Genomic DNA, 18922 nt, shown 5'->3' on the forward strand with positions numbered 1-18922 from the left:
TTACAAAAATAACTATGTTTAATTAATTCTAGTAAATATAATTAAATGACTAGAAAGAGTGAGTTACAGATGGCTAAAAAAGATAACTTTAATAATAATGATCCAATATCAAAAGCAGTAGATTTATTATTAGAAAATACTGAAGATTTAACAACAGTTTTTAAACCTAGCGGTTTATATAAAGAATTAACAAAAAGATTAGTTGAAAAAATGTTGAATTCTGAAATGCAAAATTATTTAGGATATGAAAAAAATCAACATAGTACTACTGAAAATGCTCGTAATGGTACAAGTTCAAAAAAATTAATAACTCAACAAGGTAAAATTGAAATTGATGTACCAAGAGATCGCAATAGTAATTTTACTCCTGTAATAGTTCCTAAAAGGCAAAGAAGATTTGATGGTTTTGATCAACAAGTTCTTTCCTTGTATGCAAAAGGAATGACATTATCTGACATTAGAATGCAGTTGCAAGAGTTATATCATGGTGCTGATATTAGTGAAAGTGTTATTAGTCAAATTACTGATGATGTTATTGATGATGTTAAAGCATGACAAAATCGACCATTAGAAAGTATTTATCCTATTGTTTATTTTGATTGTATAGTAGTTAAAGTACGACAAGATAAACGGATTATTAACAAATCAGTTTATATAGCATTAGGAGTTGATTTAGAAGGCAAAAAAGATGTTTTAGGATTATGAATTAGTGAAAATGAAGGTTCTAAGTTTTGATTATCTAATTTCACAGAAATGAAAAATCGTGGCTTAAATGATATTCTTATTGCTTGTAGTGATAATTTAACAGGCATGTCAGAAGCAATACAATCAGTTTATCCTAAAACAGAACATCAATTATGCATTGTTCATCAAATTAGAAATAGTTTAAAATATGTTTCATACAAACATCGAAAAGGTCTAGTTGCAGATTTAAAACCAATTTATAGTGCATGTAGTGAAGAACAAGCAATGCAAGCTTTAGAATCGTTTGAAAGTAAATGAAATAAACAATATCCTCAAATTACTAAATCTTGATATAAAAATTGAGATAATTTAATGGTTTTTATTAGTTATCCAGTAGAAATCAAAAGAGTGATTTATACTACAAATGCTATTGAATCTGTTAATAGTCAATTACGAAAAATCATCAGAAATAAAAAAGTTTTTCCTAATGATATGGCAGTTTTCAAAATATTTTACTTGGCAATTGAAAATATAACAAAAAAATGAACATTGCCTATTCAAAATTGAAATACAGCAATTGCTCATTTTATGATAAAATTTGAAGACAGAATTAATCTAAATTAGTAACTTTGTAAAACAAAGATACACAGATTATTAAAAAGCCTCCGATCTTCAGCTGAAATTAAGTTTAATGCTAAATTAACTGGTAATTTATTTTCATTTTGTAGTCTATTAAATAAGTTTAACATTGCTTGTGTTAATTTATTAATATTATTTTTTACCAAAATTGGTGTAATTTCATCAACTAAATATGTTTTTAAATCACTAGGTGTTTTTGTTAATAATTGGGTTCTATATAAAGCCTGTTCTTTAAAATAATTACTTATTTCTTTGAATTTTTTATATTCTAATAAACGAGCAATTAATTTTTGACGATTAACTTCATTTTCATAAGCACTATCTACCACTAGTTCTTGTTTTGGTAATAATTGTTTTGATTACAATTCTAATAAATAAGCAGCAATCGGTAAATATTCACTTACTAAATCAATGTTTTTAATTAATTCTTCATTAATAAAATGAACATATTGGTTAGTAACATCATTTAGATTTAAATCTAAAATATCAATATTTTTTTCTTTAATTAAATGCAAAAGCAAATCCATTGGTCCTTGAAAAGATTCAATTGTAATTACTGGTTGTAACATTATTCTCGTTCCCTCAATATCATTTTATACTTATTAATATTAATTATAACTTAATTTAATAGTACTTGATTAATCTTTAATAAATAAAAAAACTTATTTTTAATTTTTTAATGATTAAAATAAGTTTTAAAAGTTATTATATATTTAAATATTATTATTTAACTTCACGTAACGTAATATGAATATTTTCAACATTTATTTCAAATTTTGAAGATGTCTTTATATCTGGAAAGTCTTTACTTAGGTCATATTTTAATTTAAAGTTTAAATTAAAATAACCATTTTTTTCGTTAGGATTAAGATTAAATCCACTTTCGGGATTAGTAATAGTTATTACACTATCATTTCATTTGGGAACAAGAATACTATAAATTTTATTAATATTAGCAAAATAACCCTTTGTTATAACTTGTTCTTTTATATTATTCATTTCCTTATAATCTGAAAAACTTTCTGAAGCATTTGGTAATTCCTTTACTGCATCAACTGTTCATTCAGAAAATATTTTTGAAATTTGTGTTGTTGCATCAACAAAAGTTTGGTTAATCTGAATAGCAGACTTACTTTCAATATCACCAGTATTAAAAGTAGATTTACCATCATTACCAACTAAGAAATCAATAGTAATATTACTAACATTACCATTAAATACAATTGATTTATCATCATTATTGGTCACCGTTGGATCTGCCATTTTAAATAAAGTTGATTTAGCATCATCTGAAAAATCATCTGAAAATTCAAAACTTAAACTTAAACCAGAATATTGAACTTTATCTTTAATGGCAACATTTAAATTTTGTTTAATATATGATAACTGAGTTCTAGCAATATCTTCTTTTGAAGGTGCATCAATTTTTCCACTAATTGGTAAGTTTTCAACATTAACATTTAAAACATTATCTTTAATTTCTCCATTAATAAGTTTCTCAATAAAATCTTTAATTGCATCAGCTTTTTTTTGATCACTAGTATGACTTGTATCATTATTAATTGTAATTTTAATATCTTTAGTAACTGATGGTAAATTTAAATAAGAGATTTCCGCTTTTACTCATAAATAACCATTGACTAATTCACTACCAGTTGGTAAAACAAACTTAGGTTTTTCTTTTTCATCATTATCATTATCTTTTTTTGGAACATAGTCCATAATTTTGACATGTGCATCAGGGTGATATCAATTTGTTGGATGTTCATTGGTACTTTCTTTAAGTTTACTAGAGAAAAAGTTACCAATAGCTGTTTGCACAGAAGTATCTAATTTGCTAAAAATTTTACCTTTCATTTCTCCTATATTGGTATCATCTGATAAATTAAGATCAGCCTTAATTTGCACACTACTATCAGTAACAAAAGAGGCAGCAAAATTAAGAATATCCCTTGGAGTCATTTGATTATTTTCACTACCACAAGCAACAACTGTTACAATTGGTGTTGTTGCTAAAGCAAGTGTGCCCAGTAATTTTAATAAAGATTTCACAAAAACGCTCCTTATCATTTCATTTAATTAATATTTTTAAAATACTGTAACATTATAAACAATTTTAAACTAAATTACATTATTATTTCTAAAATTATTGGTTTAATATCGTATTTTTTATTAGTAATCTGAAATGTAGAAATTGCCAAATCTAAAAATTGTTGATGGAAATGTTGATCTTTATTAGTATGGAGTTCCATAATTACACTATTTTTTTCAACTTTTTGACCATGAATTTGTTTTAAATAAATTCCTGCCACCGGATCAATGATATCAGTTTTCGTAGTTCTTCCTGCTCCTAATATTACTGATAATTCACCTAAAGCATAATTATTAGTAAAATCTAAATAGCCCAATAATTGCGCCTTAACTTTAATAATATATTTAGCTGGTGGTAATTTATCAATATTATCAAGATATTTAGTATCTCCACCTTGACTTTTAACAAAATCATAAAAAATTTGTAGTGGTTTTTCACTAGTAAAAATAGCATTAACTTTATCAATACCCTCTTTTAAGGTTTTTACCTTTTTAGCTCCCAATAAGGCTAAAGCTACTAAATTACTAACAAGGATCTTCAAATCTTCTGGTCCTTTATTTTTTAAACTTAAAATAACTTCTTGTAATTCTAGTGCATTACCAATTGTTCGTCCTAAAGGCTTATTCATATCACTAATAATAGCATAAATTTTTTTATTAAAAGCTTTACCAATATGTACCATTAATTTTGCTAACTCTCTTGCAGTTACTATATCCTGAACAAAGGCACCTTTTCCGCATTTAATGTCTAGTAAAATTAAATCAGCACCCATTGCTATTTTTTTAGACATAACACTAGCAGCAATTAATGGTAATGAATCAACTGTTCCTGAAACATCACGTAATGCATATAATTTTTTATCAGCAGGCACTAAATTACTAGTTTGACTAATAATACTCATACCAACTTTATTAACAACTTTAATAAAATCTGATATTGCTAAATCACATTTAAAATTTGGAATTATTTCCAGTTTATCAATAGTACCACCAGTAATACCCAATCCTCTTCCAGAAATTTTTGCAACCTTTAATCCACAAGCAGCAGCTATTGGACCAAATACTAAACTAGTTTTATCACCAACACCACCAGTTGAATGTTTATCAATACTAAAACCAGTAATTTGTGATAAATCCATGGTTTCACCACTATTAATAATAGCTTTTGTATATTCTACTAATTCATCATTAGTCATTCCCTGAAAATAAACAGCCATTGCTCAAGCACTAATTTGATAGTCTGGTATTGTTTCATTGGCAATACCTTCTGTTAAAAATTTTAGTTCTTCTTTATTTAAACTTTGTCCTAATTTCTTTTTAGAAATTAAATCAATCATATACATTTTAATAAAACACCTTACTTTCTTTTTATTAAATAACAATTGCAATTGCAATTGCATTAGTTTCATTATGTGATAAAGATAAAAGTAATTGATAATTCTTAATAATAGTTATTGGTTGATTATATTGATTATAGCTAATATCAATATTTTTAAATGTTAACTTTTCTTGTGGTAATGCCTTAAAAATTGCTTCTTTTAATGCTCATCTTCCTGCCAAAAATTCCTGTTGACGTTGTAAAGAATATTGATTAAAAAGTATAATTTCTTTTTTACTTAAAATTCTTTTAGCAAGTTCTTCAATATTTTCTATTCGATTTACTTCAATAATATCTATACCTACACTACGCATTGTTAACTCCTTATATAAAATAAAAGGTTAAAACCCTAAAATCCTTGTTTTTATTATATAATTAATATGAAAGAAAGTGTGATATTAATTTCAATAAATCAAATAAATTTTGAAAAGATGGTGGTATATTAATGACATTTTACTTAAATCAAAAACAAAAATCATTAATTAAAGAACACTACCAAAACTATAAAGTTGATAATAAAAATAGTAGTTATGAATTATTTCAATATCATAATATAACAATTGAAATTTATCAAGAAAAAGTTATTTTTAAAGGTACTAAAGAAGATATTATTGCAGAATATCGCAGTATTTGAAATCAACTTGATGAAAATCAATCACCAGTCATTGGCAATGCTGAATTTGGTATTAATAATTTTTTTGGTCCACTTGTTATTATTAGTTCTTATATTGGTTCAGGTAATTTAGAAAAATTACGTTTACTTAACATTCGCGATTATAAAGACTTATCACAAAGTAAATTTATTGAATTAGCACAAGATATTATGAAAACAATTATTTTTGAGTCAGTAATCATTAACAATCGTAAATATAATCAATGAATTGATGCGGGTTATAGCCCCAATATTATTAAAACTTGAGGAGAAAATCAAGCATTAGTTCGTATGTTACAACATAGAATTCAATATGATACTATAGTTATTGATCAATATATTAATGAAGATACATATTACAAATACATTGAAAATATGAAAGATAATCGTAATAAAATTATTAAAGATAAAGTTCAATTTGTTACTAATGCAGAAAGTAAGTATTTAGCTATCGCTTGTAGTACTATTATTAGTCGTTATTTATTTTTAGAAGAAATTAAAAAAATAAAAGGTATTGACACTAATACAATTCCATTAGGTACTGGAAAAGAAGTTAATGTATTTTTAGAAAAAATTAAAAATGAAAAAACAATTGAATTTAATAAATTTCTTGAACGTCATAGCAAAAAATCATTTACTGAATTTTTTAAATAAATAATTAAAACTTAATTTTTATTAACTATATATAAAAAGATATTTTTTATTTAAAAACTATTAAATAAATGATATAATCCAAATCAGATATATGTTTAAATATATTTTTAAGTCCTATTTTGTTTATAAAAACAAAATAGGACTTTTATACTTAAAGGAGAAAATAAAATGCCAAATGAAGAAAAAAAGCCTTTATTAGAAAAAAATAAACATAGTAATTATGGAGTTACTCATCAACAACCTTCTATAAATGATAGTAATTCAAGTAGTACTGAAAGTCTTAATAGTTCAAGTACAATTATCGAAATAGAAGATAGTGAAGAAAATAATTGAATAAATTGTAGTAGTCGTTATGGAGGAACAACACAAAAAAACTCGATGATAATGGAAATTGAAAATATGAAACCCAAATTAAAAATAACTTTGATAGTTTAACTTTTTTTAATGAAAGCACTATTACCATCAATAACAATCAATACTGACAAAAACTAACATTTGTTGAAAAAAATGGAACAGTAATTATAGTGATTTTAGAATTATTAAAAATAAACTTTAATAGAAATACAATAGAAATATATAAAAAATAATACAATGATATTGATAAATATATTGATGATAATTTAGATTTAAAAACTTTTCAAAAAAAAGAAAGAAAATTATCACCCGAAAATCAATTCTTAGAAGGTATTACTATAAAAACTATTAATAATCTTAATAAATTTATAACAAATACCAACGCACTTAATGAACAATTAAAATTATTTAAAGAAAATTCTAATAATAGAGATTTAAATGTTTTATTAAAATTATATAAATATTTAACAATAATACAAAATTTTATTGATCAAACAAAACCAGGAATAATAAGAAATATTGCATATAAATTTTTAGGATTATTAGAAATTTATATTGGACTTACTGGTAAAAATTTACAAAGAGTAGTTTCTAATTTTCCCATTGATGGTAAAGAACACACATCCCAAGATTATATTGATGCTATATTTTGAAATTGACAAAATTATGTTATGGTATTACTTGATACTGCACTTGGCACATTTTTCACTTCAGCAGCTTCAAGTTGATCACGAGATGTTTTTTTTAATAAAAAAAACAAAACAAATCCCATTGAAATCAACCAATTTAATACCAGTGACTTTGAAAAATATAAAGAAATATTTGAAACACTTTTATTTGAAGAAGACCATCAAAAATTAATGAAATATTTTTCAAATATTTCCATACTTAATGATTTAATACAGAAATTTAATCAAATTGAAAATTGTGTAGAAACAGAATTTGAATATCATCCAAATTTTAAAAAAGAAATTGAACGAATTAAAAAACTAATTATTAATTCACAAATAGAAAATAATAATGCTAATAATGATATTGAAATTAAACAAGTAATATCTTTAGCAAATAAAACAATTAAAACTATGGAACAACAAAATAATAAACCAATAGCATTAGTAACTAATTGAGGACGTAATCTTTTAGTTAATTTAACTTTAGAAACACTAACATGGGCAGGTAGTCATATTATTCTAACTGGTTCATCAGAAAATACTTATAAAGAAGATTTTAATTTACATGATTGAATCACGAAAGACATTTTTACTACAGGTGCTTTAGCAGCAAATATAACTCGTTATTTCGTTATGAGACCAATTAATAATATTTTTAAATCGGGTTTAACAAACTTAGGAATTCCAACTAATCTTTGTCCTGAAAAACTTTCAAAATGAGTTGAAAAACAAACTATATATAAAAAAATATTAATGGCAATCCCTTTATTTTTATCAGTCACTTGTACTGTTAATGCTGTTAAAACAGAAGCTGCATTAGTTACTGAATATGGATTTCAAAAAGCCACAAAATTATTTTATGAAAAATTTGTTAGATGAACAACATTAGGATTTTCAATTGGTGTAACAGCAATTGATATGATTGCTTTTGCTATTTCTGATTTTTATAAAGATGTATTTAATCAACCAATAACTATAAAAAAAATCACAGAAATATTAACTAGTTGTTGTGGATTTACTAAAAAAGAAGCAGTTTTTCTTGAAAAACATTTAGAAAAATTAGAAAACAATGGGAAATTCACAACTCTTGATGAATTGTTTAAAAAATATCAGGAAGAAGAATTTGAAGATTCTGGTATTGAAGAAGTTTTATCACAACAAATAGAATCAGAAAAATCATCAAATGAAAAAGAAACTGATGACGAAACATCAATAGAAGAATTTCCTATTGACAATCCATATCAATTTGCAAATGATATAAATAACCAACCATCAACAAGTACAGGAATATACCATCCAATGTCATTCAATTAAAAGCACTATTTAAATTTAATTTTTAGTCACTCTTTTTAAAAGAGTGACTTTTTTAATATTTTATATTTATTTTTTTTCTAAAAAATGTACACTGATTTTGGGTATTTTAGATGTATAAGAATAAATATGCCAAAAAAAATAGTGAGAAAGGGATTTTTATGGATGAAAAAAATAAAAGAGAAAAAGAAATAGCAAGAATAAAAGAAAAAATTGCAGCTAATAAATTAAAAAAAGAATCCGAAAAAGCTGAAAAAGAAAGACAACAACAAGAAATCGAAAATAAGAAAAAAAATGAAAATAAAAAAACTTTATAAAAATAATATTTAAAGAAAAAATCACTTAATTATTAAGTGATTTTTTTATAAAAATGAATAATTTTAATATTTTGGTTTTCTTTTTCATTTTGAATTATTATCAACATTACGTTTAAAATCATTTCTATTGTTATGAGATGAAAAATTTAATTTAGTCGGTACTTTAACAACATTTTTAGGTAAATCTCAACCTGTAGTATCTAGTAAAGTAATTTCGTGATTTTGATAATATTGAATTTCTTGAATTTCATTATATTGAACTCTATTACTTACTAAAGTAATAGCAGTGCCTTGTGCTCCAGCACGAGCTGTTCTACCAATACGATGAGTATAGTACTCATATTCGCGTGGAATATCATAATTAAAAACATAATCAATACCATTAATGTCAATTCCTCTAGCAACAACATCAGTAGCAATTAGTACTTTAACCTTACCATTTTTAAATTGTCTCATTGCTTCCATACGTTCTCTTTGACTTTTATCACCGTTAATACAGCACATTTAATATTATTTTGTTCTAATAATTGTGCGATTTTGTTAGTAAAATCTTTTGTATTTGAAAAAACAATACTTAATTGTGGTTGTAATTTTTGATATAAAGCAACTAATGCAGTTTCTTTTGTTATATTACGACAATCAAAATAATATTGTTTAATATTTGCTTGTTGTAATTTTTGACTTTCATCTTCAACACTAATACTAACTGGATTATTTTGATAATCATCAGCAATTTTTAAAACTGGTTTTGACATTGTCGCTGAAAAAAGAACAGTTTGAATATTTTGAGGTGAATTTTCAAATAAGAAATCAATATCTTTTTTAAATCCCATTTTTAACATTTCATCTGCTTCATCTAAAACTAATGTTTTAATTGAATTTAATCTTAAACTGCCACGATTAATATGATCAGTAATTCTTCCTGGTGTTCCAACAACTATGTTACTAGTTCTTAAATCATATAATTGATTTCTAATATTAACACCACCGCATAATAAAGCAACATTAACGCCATTTAAAAAATAAGCATATTTTTTTACTTGTTTAGCAACTTGGATTGCCAATTCTCTAGTTGGACAAACAATAATGGCTTGATTACGATATAATTTTATATCTAAATTATGTAATATAGGTAAGACAAAGGCAGCAGTTTTTCCGGTTCCGGTATGACTTTTTCCAATAATATCTTTTTTTTGTAAAGAAACTGGAATTGTCTTCTTTTGAATTGGTGTTGGGGTAGTATAACCCCATTTAGCAATAGCAGCAGTTAATTCTTGTTTTAAATTTAGTTCTGTAAAACTCATATATTTCTCCTTAAAAATAAATTTTGAATAAATTTAGAAAAAATGATAATTATAACCTGAAAAATAACCTCTAAAAGAGGATTATTTTAAAAAAGGATTAGTTTTATTTATTATTTATATATAATATACTTACTTACATTTTAAAGTATTAATTCATCTAATTTTTCTAAAATTAAAAGTTGTCAAATAATTTCATGATATTATTTATTTCTTTGACATCACTAACAACTTTTTTGATATTTTTTTATCAATCATATCTTAAAAGAAAATTGCGAATTAATCAATAACTTAAATATAATACACTATTTTTAATTAAATGTAAAGATAAATTTATAGAAATGAAAATATAAAAATAATAATTAAAATACTATACAAATTTTTAAATTTATTAAAATTAAAAATTTAAATTATATTAGAAATTTTTTATCATAACAAAAAATTTTGAAAAATAATATAAATTATCAAACATCAGTATCTGCTTTTTTAATAATTCAATTATCAAATAAAATATGATTATTTTTATGATTCTTAATCATTCCAGTTAAAAAATTAGTGTTTGCATAACGAATAGTTAAATAATTATAACCATGCATACCACCCGCATTTCTTTTAACTTTAAATGTATTATCATCTACTTTTTCCACACTAGTTCTATCACTTAAAGTTGGATTTTTTGCTCCTTTTCAAAGACCATTTAAAGTAACTGAAATATTACCTTTAATAAGATTTTCGGTTGTAGCTTTAGAACTTATTTTTGAACTAATATAGTCACTAATATCACTCATTGTTTTATTATTTTGAACAAAATTATCAAAATCTCCGGGATTCATATATATTGTTAAATTATTATCAGTAGTGATATCAATACGCCCTTTAGCAAATTCACTTTTTGTATAAAATATTTTACCTAATGCTGTTGCTGTTTGCTCTGCTCATTCACCTTGCGTTTGATTAGGGCTAATATTAATAAAATCTAAAGTCATTGGCGTTAATCTTAATCCTGAAATGCTTCAATCACTAATAGTGATTTTTCCAAAAGCATTAATTTTATTTTTACTTTCTTCAGGCACTCCTTGTTTTCCAACAAGTCACTTAGTAATCTCATCTGAAAAAGTTGTTGCTGTTGGTGATAAATAATTTTTCAAAGAATCAATTGCTTCATCAATTGTAGATTTAGTAAGCGCTTCATACATATGATCACCACTAGCATAAACATCATTTTTTTGAAGAACTTCTGATTGAGCATTAATATCAACTTTAGTAATATTAACTTTATTGTTATTAAGTTTTCTAGTAATTAATTCTTTTGCTTTTTGTAATAAACTTCCACTATCAGTAGTGGTGCTTTCTATTTGTATCATAAAATCTTTTAATACTTTTGTTACATTACCAGTTGAAGCTTCAATTAAAGACTTTAAATTAGCGCCAGTATTAGCGTAATTAAAATCAAAAATATTAGATACTTCAATTTCTGTCTTTTTGTTACTTTCATCTCTATAAGATAATTTTAATTTTAAGTCTGCAGCAAGTTTATATCACATTGTTATGTTATACGTTGCTGGATCATAATTTTCAATACCAAAATCAGCTTTTTCCTTAGTTCAATTGAATTGTTTATTTGTCATTTTTGTTCCATTAAAATCAATTTTTAAAATTTCACTAGTAGTTATATTATTAAATAATGGTTTTAAATCAGATGGTTGTAATAAATAATCCTCAATAATAAGATTTGTAATATCTTTTTGAAGCCTAGTTAAAAATATATCCTTTATTTTACTATCAACCAGAGTGTCACTATCTTTAGGTAAACTATTTAAATTATTAGTAATATCTTTTCCAGATTCACCAAATTCATCTTCAAAAGTTAAATTCTTATATTCACTAATTAAATTTGCAAGTCCTAAACTAATTTGCTCTTTAGCTTTTTTTAATAATTCTTGTACATCAGCATTTTCCGATACTTCATCATCAGTATCAGAACTATTACCATTTCCACATGCCACTACATTTACTGCTAATGGTGCTGTTAATCCAAAAATTGCTAATAATTTTAATATTCCCTTCACTCTAGTACCCTCCTAAAATTTCTTTTAATATATTTTATTAAAGTTTTAGTATATTCTAAAATATTTATAATTAAAATGTTGTGAATATATTAACTTTAATATTTCAGTAAACTAATAAGTTTATAAAAATCAAGTTTAATTTAATAATTAAAAAATAAGCATTGTAATCATAATTATTAGATTATCTTTTATATCAAAATTTGTTAAATTTTATTACTTATAATTAAAATATTTAAATAATTTTTCTTTTTTTATGCAGTTTAATAAAAAATAATTTTTCTTTTTCATTAAATTATATTTTATAAACAAAAAAAATAATTGATTATAATTGATAATATGTAAAGGAGAAAAAATAATGGACAGATTACTAGAAACCACAACGAAAACTATAAAAAAAACTAAAACCAAAAAGGCAAGTTGATTTAAGTTATTTAGATTAATTATAATTAAAATTAGTTACAGTTTTATTACGGCATTTTTATTTTTATTTTCAATAGTAATTTCGGTATTGAGCATTAGTGTTTTGTTTTTTTTTAAATTTATCAATAGAAGATTTTATTATTGATTTACAATATTATATTATGATTTTTTATAGTATATTTTTATTTATTTTTATTTTATTAAATGTTATAAAAATTTTTGGTACTCAATTTGAAGATAGTTCTTTCTTATTATTACTTACTAAACCTTATACAAGAAATGTTATTATTTTAACTCAATACGCTACTTTATTTTTTATGAGTTTAACTTTTATTTTCATAAATATTATTGCTTTATTAATATTTGGCGGGATTTGTGGAATTATTATAAAAGTTTCTTATTTAGCTTTTTACGTATTAACTATCCTAAAGTTTTTTGGCTTTTGCTCTTTATTTGCTGTTTTAGTTACTGTTGGTGTAGTAACAATGTTAGTTTTTACTCCATCACAAACAGTTTTTTTAATTTTTGTTATTTTCTGTAGTCTATTTTTATTAGGTGGTTTGCCTTACTCATTAACCAAAATAAATAGTGACATTATTAAAATTAATTTTGAAAATAATATCCAATATACTGTTAGTGAAATCAAAGAAGCAATTTTATTTAAACAAAATTTAGAAAAAGGATTAATTAAATATCCAAATTTAACAAAAGCTATTTTTGATTTTTATTCTAATCTTAGTGATCAAGAATTAAAGGATATTAAAAAAAATAATGTTATTAATAAGCGTATTGATTTTTATCAAAAATTAGGATTTATTAAAACAAATCCTACTGTTAAAACTCTTAGTGGTAAAACAACCACTTGAAAACCAATTGAATTTCAAAATAAAGATATATTTATGAAAATTACTTTTAATAGTTATTTTAAAAACTTAGATGAATTAAAAAATAATGTTGATAATAATCAAATTACAGAAGACTTAATTAATATAATTAATGATTATGATAAAAAGTATAATATTGATTCATTTATGGATCTGCAAAGTGGTAAAGCACCTTCACTATTAACATACGATACTGATATTAATAATACTTATATACAAATTACAGGTCCAATATTAGAAAAACCCGTTCCACTATCACCCAAGGAAATTAAAAATATTTTTATTGATACATATGCATATAAATTTGATTTTCGTAATGAATTTAATAAAATTTTTTATAATCCTGTTTATTTTTTAGTTAGAACAACCGAAGAATATATTTATAATCAAATTCATACTTATCGTCAGATTACTAATAATTCTGTTACTAATGATAAAAATTATAAAAATTACATTAGTATTGCAAATAGTTATCAATTTATCAATGCAATAAATTTTATTGAACATTGAAATCAAATTTGAACTTATTTTATGGACTACTATGGTGATTTTTGATTTGAACCTTATGCAACATCTAGTATCGATTTTGATACACAAAAAAATACTTTATTTAGTTATCCTGATTTTAAACTAACACTAAATAATAAAAAAATAAAAACTGATAACATTGATTATTTTCAAAATAATCAATCAGTTCTTGAAATATATTGTGGATTTTCTATCTTTTTATTCTTACTTTCTTATTTAATGTATAATCGAAAAATTGTTAGTTAGGAGAAAACTTATTATGGGAACTACAGAAGACATTATGATTAGTGTCAGAAACTATAACAAAAAATTTAAAAAGTTTAATATTAGTAATATATTTACTGTATTTAAAGGAACTATTCATGCTTTGGTTGGTCAATCTGGTAGCGGAAAATCTGTTTTATTAAAGTCTATCATTGGTGCAATGCCTAGTAACAGATACAGTGGTACAATTAAGGTTAATGATTACAAAGCAGGAAGTGCAAAATCAAAATTAAGTTTAGGTTATTCCTTAAATTTAGAAAACTTTCCACAAGGTTTAACAGCTTATAATTTTCTAAAATATTTAGGACAAACAACCACTATTACCGATAGTGCTCTAGAAGTTAATTTACAAAAATTATTAAATAATTTTAATTTATGAGAACATCGTAATAAGGGTTTAAATTCTTTCTCTTCAGGAATGAAAAATAGAATTATGCTAATTCAAGCCTTAGCACATGATCCAGAACTAGTAATTCTTGATGAACATGGTGCAAACTTAGATTCAGAGTCACGAAAATATTTTACAAATGTATTAAAAAGATTAAAAGCAGAAGGTAAAACTATTTTCTTAACAACTCATATGATTAACGAGGTTAAAGATATTATTGATGATTGTACTATTATTGATTTGGGAAAAATGCTTTATAGTGGACCAATAGCAAAATTTGATGTTGGCAAAATTTTTATTTTGACTACTAACAATTTACCATTAACAGCCACTATATTAACAAAATATCAATATCAATTTAAATATCTTAAAGATTTAAATGAAATCTTAATTCGCTTAGATACACAAGAAAAAATTGATAATCTTAGTTCAATTTTAAATAAATATAAAATTGGTATTCAAAATCTTTATGAAAAAGAAATAGATTTATCACATTTAAAAAATTTTTTATAAAATAAAAAACAAAAATTTAACTATAAAATTTCTAATCTTTTTAATTTCTTATAGTATAATTATTTATAAACTTAATATAAGTTTAATTATTTTAAATAAATACCTTTTCATTTTAATAAGGAGAAAAAATGCAAAAAGTTAATGAATGAATAAATAAACATCAACATGAATTTAAGAAAACACTTGAAGAAAAAAATCAAATAAAAATAAATTGAGAACAAGAATACAAAATAATTAATAATTTAAAAGAAGAAATAAACAACAAATATAAAAAAACTAATTTAATAAAAAAATAAGTTACTCTATAGAGTAACTTATTTTTTTATTAACTATTACATTTTGCTAATTTTGCTTGATGTTCTAAATTAAAAGTAAATTCACTATTCAATTCTACTTGTAAATTAGGATTTGTTTTTAAACGAATTTTATATTTTTTATAGTAATAAGCAAAGTATCAAGTTATTGCAAAAATCACATTACTTAAAATAAATACTAATTCAATAACCATAGCAACTATTGCACTTGAATCAGTTGCTGTAACTGCATCATAAATAATAGAATAATAATGTCAAACAAACATTAAACCTAAAGTTACTAAAATAAATGGAAAAGTATTTTTTTCATATCAATTTAGTTTTAATTTTTTATCTAATGCTAATTTTAATACTGTAATTAAAACCATGATATAAATAAACATTGTAATTACAGAAAAAGCTGATGATAAATTAGCAACATTAAAAGCTGATGAATATTGTTGATCAGGATGTGAAACTAACCAAATTCCTTTAATCAAATCAGGAATAACTAATCATAAAATTAACATAACAGATGTTACTATTAAATTAATAACTGCTGCTTTAACAGGAATTCCATCTTTATTTAAATTAAATAACTTATTAGAAATATATCCTTCTTTAGAAAGCGGCTGTAATGTGGTACCACCATATAAAGCGTTTTGCATTGCGATATTAATTTTTAAAGCTAATCCACTAATAATAATTATAATTGGACCACCATAGATAATTATTTTGCTTGTAAAAGGACTTCACGCACCCATATTCATATTTTGAACAAAGACTCTATATCCTAAAAAGAAAATTAATGAAATAACAACATAAAAAATTGTCATAATTATCATAATTAAAGTAATACCTTTACCAATATTTTTTTCAGGATTATTAACGTTTTTACCTGCTGTTGAAAAAATTTCAAAACCAGCAAAGAAAAAGAAACATGAAGTAAAAGTATTCATAAATCCAGCAAAAGAAAATGTACTCTCAGTAGTTCAGTAATTTCAATTTGATGAACCATTAGTTATTGCTAAACTAATTCCAGCAATAACTAAAAATCCGGCTGTTAATCACTTAATAATTGATGTTGTATGTGCCATTTTTTATATATTTTAATCCCAGCAAAAATAACAGAAGCTGAAATCATATAAATAAAAATTCCAATGAAATCTAAATATAAATCAGAAAATGGTCCTCAATTAGCACTATACCATTGTGGTTGACCATTACTAATAAATTCTGGAGAAAAAGTTCCTCTAATTAACATCATTACTTGAATTGTCACAACAAATGGTAAACAAGCATATTGCATAAAACCTACTAATCAACCTCAGAATCTACCAAAAGTTGTCCTAACATAGATATATGCACCACCATTATTATCAGAATTATGAATTCTAGATAATTTTGCAAAAGCTCATGCACAATTACCCGCCACAAAACCAATTAATAAATACACTCATATTGCATTAATTACAATTGAATTAGGTTTTCCGATATTAGATAATATTGCAAAATTACCAATAAAACCAATTCCTACTGCATAATTAAAACCTAATCAAACAAATTCTTTTAATGACAATCGTTTATGAGATTCATCACTCTTCATTATTTTTTCCTCCTTAATATTTTTAAAATTAATTGTAACATTTAAAAAGAAAAATAACAAAATATTTTTCATTAAATATTTTGTTATTAATTAAATTAATGACATATATTCTAATTTTAATGATAATAATTATTAAAACCATTTAAGTAAATAACAATCTACTATGTTCACTTATTGAATGTTGATTTGCAAAATCAACATTATTTATTGAAATTATTTCATCTTGTAATAAAGGAATTATTTCTCCTTTATGATGCTTTATTTCTTGTTCAATTTCTTTTTGATGTTGATCTAAATCTTCATTACTTACATTATTAATTAGAGATACTGTTTTCATATTTAGTTCTGTTTGATGAAATTGTCGATCAATAGTAACTAACTCTGTTAAATTCTCTAAATTATTTTCTGCTATTGTTTTATCGATTTGTGATTTTAAAGAAAATGGTTTATTATAAACAAAACCAAACCCCATTGAAACAAAAATAACACAGGCTAAAAAGGAAATGTTTAGTAATCTGTGTAACTTACAAAAATAACTATGTTTAATTAATTCTAGTAAATATAATTAAATGACTAGAAAGAGTGAGTTACAGATGGCTAAAAAAGATAACTTTAATAATAATGATCCAATATCAAAAGCAGTAGATTTATTACTAGAAAATACTGAAGATTTAACAACAGTTTTTAAACCTGGCGGTTTATATAAAGAATTAACAAAAAGATTAGTTGAAAAAATGTTGAATTCTGAAATGCAAAATTATTTAGGATATGAAAAAAATCAACATAGTACTACTGAAAATGCTCGTAATGGTACAAGTTCAAAAAAATTAATAACTCAACAAGGTAAAATTGAAATTGATGTACCAAGAGATCGCAATAGTAATTTTACTCCTGTAATAGTTCCTAAAAGGCAAAGAAGATTTGATGGTTTTGATCAACAAGTTCTTTCCTTGTATGCAAAAGGAATGACATTATCTGACATTAGAATGCAGTTGCAAGAGTTATATCATGGTGCTGATATTAGTGAAAGTGTTATTAGTCAAATTACTGATGATGTTATTGATGATGTTAAAGCATGACAAAATCGACCATTAGAAAGTATTTATCCTATTGTTTATTTTGATTGTATAGTAGTTAAAGTACGACAAGATAAACGGATTATTAACAAATCAGTTTATATAGCATTAGGAGTTGATTTAGAAGGCAAAAAAGATGTTTTAGGATTATGAATTAGTGAAAATGAAGGTTCTAAGTTTTGATTATCTAATTTCACAGAAATGAAAAATCGTGGCTTAAATGATATTCTTATTGCTTGTAGTGATAATTTAACAGGCATGTCAGAAGCAATACAATCAGTTTATCCTAAAACAGAACATCAATTATGCATTGTTCATCAAATTAGAAATAGTTTAAAATATGTTTCATACAAACATCGAAAAGGTCTAGTTGCAGATTTAAAACCAATTTATAGTGCATGTAGTGAAGAACAAGCAATGCAAGCTTTAGAATCGTTTGAAAGTAAATGAAATAAACAATATCCTCAAATTACTAAATCTTGATATAAAAATTGAGATAATTTAATGGTTTTTATTAGTTATCCAGTAGAAATCAAAAGAGTGATTTATACTACAAATGCTATTGAATCTGTTAATAGTCAATTACGAAAAATCATCAGAAATAAAAAAGTTTTTCCTAATGATATGGCAGTTTTCAAAATATTTTACTTGGCAATTGAAAATATAACAAAAAAATGAACATTGCCTATTCAAAATTGAAATACAGCAATTGCTCATTTTATGATAAAATTTGAAGACAGAATTAATCTAAATTAGTAACTTTGTAAAACAAAGATACACAGATTATTAAAAAGCCTCAAAAAATCACTTAATTATTAAGTGATTTTTT

The 18922-nt window shown here is 23.7% G+C and carries 18 protein-coding genes and 1 pseudogene; 9 read left to right on the forward strand and 10 right to left on the reverse strand.

Going from position 1 to position 18922, the window contains the following annotated elements; all coding sequences use genetic code 4:
* Positions 1-69: 69 nt before the first annotated feature.
* Positions 70-1308: an IS256 family transposase gene (locus AACK94_RS05485; RefSeq protein WP_338975571.1), complete on the forward strand. Its 1239-nt coding sequence runs from the start codon at positions 70-72 to the stop codon at positions 1306-1308.
* Here the strand turns inward: AACK94_RS05485 and AACK94_RS05490 are convergent.
* From AACK94_RS05490 to acpS, 4 genes and pseudogenes are all read right to left on the reverse strand, one after another.
* Positions 1305-1892: pseudogene (locus AACK94_RS05490) on the reverse strand (segregation/condensation protein A). The gene AACK94_RS05485 and the pseudogene AACK94_RS05490 overlap by 4 nt on opposite strands.
* Positions 1893-2046: 154 nt before the next feature.
* Positions 2047-3375 (reverse strand): hypothetical protein, encoded by a 1329-nt coding sequence (locus AACK94_RS05495; RefSeq protein WP_338975441.1) that lies wholly within the window; start codon positions 3373-3375, stop codon positions 2047-2049.
* A 74-nt stretch (positions 3376-3449) separates the two neighbouring features.
* Positions 3450-4757 (reverse strand): thymidine phosphorylase, encoded by a 1308-nt coding sequence (locus AACK94_RS05500; RefSeq protein ID WP_338975442.1) that lies wholly within the window; start codon positions 4755-4757, stop codon positions 3450-3452.
* A gap of 28 nt (positions 4758-4785) precedes the next feature.
* Complete coding sequence (acpS, locus tag AACK94_RS05505) at positions 4786-5106, reverse strand: holo-ACP synthase (RefSeq protein WP_338973757.1); 321 nt, start codon at positions 5104-5106, stop codon at positions 4786-4788.
* 131 nt (positions 5107-5237) lie between these two features.
* On the opposite strand from acpS, the gene AACK94_RS05510 reads away from it, so the two are divergent.
* From AACK94_RS05510 to AACK94_RS05525, 4 genes are all read left to right on the forward strand, one after another.
* Positions 5238-6098: a ribonuclease HIII gene (locus AACK94_RS05510; RefSeq protein ID WP_281748449.1), complete on the forward strand. Its 861-nt coding sequence runs from the start codon at positions 5238-5240 to the stop codon at positions 6096-6098.
* A 168-nt stretch (positions 6099-6266) separates the two neighbouring features.
* On the forward strand, positions 6267-6533 hold the full coding sequence (locus AACK94_RS05515; RefSeq protein WP_338975443.1) for a hypothetical protein: 267 nt from the start codon (positions 6267-6269) through the stop codon (positions 6531-6533).
* Between the two features lie 590 nt (positions 6534-7123).
* On the forward strand, positions 7124-8437 hold the full coding sequence (locus AACK94_RS05520; protein WP_338975444.1) for a hypothetical protein: 1314 nt from the start codon (positions 7124-7126) through the stop codon (positions 8435-8437).
* Between the two features lie 158 nt (positions 8438-8595).
* Positions 8596-8751 carry a hypothetical protein gene (locus tag AACK94_RS05525; protein ID WP_174479916.1) on the forward strand — a complete coding sequence of 52 codons (156 nt, stop codon included), beginning with the start codon at positions 8596-8598 and terminating at the stop codon, positions 8749-8751.
* 63 nt (positions 8752-8814) lie between these two features.
* On the opposite strand, the gene AACK94_RS05530 is transcribed toward AACK94_RS05525, so the two are convergent.
* The 3 genes from AACK94_RS05530 to AACK94_RS05540 form a co-directional block, all read right to left on the reverse strand.
* Complete coding sequence (locus AACK94_RS05530; protein WP_338975445.1) at positions 8815-9216, reverse strand: helicase C-terminal domain-containing protein; 402 nt, start codon at positions 9214-9216, stop codon at positions 8815-8817.
* Positions 9171-10055, reverse strand: a complete 885-nt coding sequence (locus tag AACK94_RS05535; RefSeq protein ID WP_338975446.1) for a DEAD/DEAH box helicase — start codon at positions 10053-10055, stop codon at positions 9171-9173. The genes AACK94_RS05530 and AACK94_RS05535 overlap by 46 nt, the downstream gene beginning before the upstream one ends.
* Before the next feature lie 458 nt (positions 10056-10513).
* Positions 10514-12121 carry a hypothetical protein gene (locus AACK94_RS05540; protein WP_338975447.1) on the reverse strand — a complete coding sequence of 536 codons (1608 nt, stop codon included), beginning with the start codon at positions 12119-12121 and terminating at the stop codon, positions 10514-10516.
* Positions 12122-12702: 581 nt separating this feature from the next.
* Between AACK94_RS05540 and AACK94_RS05545 the strand changes: the two genes are divergently transcribed.
* The 3 genes from AACK94_RS05545 (at position 12703) to AACK94_RS05555 (ending at position 15414) form a co-directional block, all read left to right on the forward strand.
* Entirely contained in the window at positions 12703-14199 is a 1497-nt protein-coding gene (locus AACK94_RS05545; RefSeq protein WP_338975449.1) for a hypothetical protein, read from the forward strand.
* A 13-nt stretch (positions 14200-14212) separates the two neighbouring features.
* Positions 14213-15118, forward strand: coding sequence for an ABC transporter ATP-binding protein (locus AACK94_RS05550; RefSeq protein ID WP_338975450.1), 906 nt, complete (start codon positions 14213-14215; stop codon positions 15116-15118).
* 128 nt (positions 15119-15246) lie between these two features.
* Positions 15247-15414 carry a hypothetical protein gene (locus AACK94_RS05555; protein ID WP_338973776.1) on the forward strand — a complete coding sequence of 56 codons (168 nt, stop codon included), beginning with the start codon at positions 15247-15249 and terminating at the stop codon, positions 15412-15414.
* 29 nt (positions 15415-15443) lie between these two features.
* Here the strand turns inward: AACK94_RS05555 and AACK94_RS05560 are convergent, their stop codons facing one another.
* The 3 genes from AACK94_RS05560 to AACK94_RS05570 all read right to left on the reverse strand — a co-directional run bounded on the left by AACK94_RS05560 (position 15444) and on the right by AACK94_RS05570 (position 17489).
* Positions 15444-16508: a hypothetical protein gene (locus AACK94_RS05560; protein WP_338975451.1), complete on the reverse strand. Its 1065-nt coding sequence runs from the start codon at positions 16506-16508 to the stop codon at positions 15444-15446.
* A complete protein-coding gene (locus AACK94_RS05565) occupies positions 16475-17017 on the reverse strand; it encodes an amino acid permease (protein WP_338975452.1) in 543 nt (180 codons plus the stop codon). Before AACK94_RS05565 ends, AACK94_RS05560 begins: the two co-directional genes overlap by 34 nt.
* Before the next feature lie 142 nt (positions 17018-17159).
* Complete coding sequence (locus AACK94_RS05570) at positions 17160-17489, reverse strand: hypothetical protein (protein ID WP_338975453.1); 330 nt, start codon at positions 17487-17489, stop codon at positions 17160-17162.
* A gap of 121 nt (positions 17490-17610) precedes the next feature.
* On the opposite strand from AACK94_RS05570, the gene AACK94_RS05575 reads away from it, so the two are divergent.
* Positions 17611-18849, forward strand: a complete 1239-nt coding sequence (locus AACK94_RS05575; protein WP_281749630.1) for an IS256 family transposase — start codon at positions 17611-17613, stop codon at positions 18847-18849.
* Positions 18850-18922: the final 73 nt, after the last annotated feature.

It is taken from the genome of Spiroplasma endosymbiont of Monopis laevigella (genome assembly GCF_964019975.1).
In the GTDB taxonomy this organism is placed as follows: Bacteria; Bacillota_I; Bacilli_A; order Mycoplasmatales; family VBWQ01; genus Spiroplasma_E; species Spiroplasma_E ixodetis_A.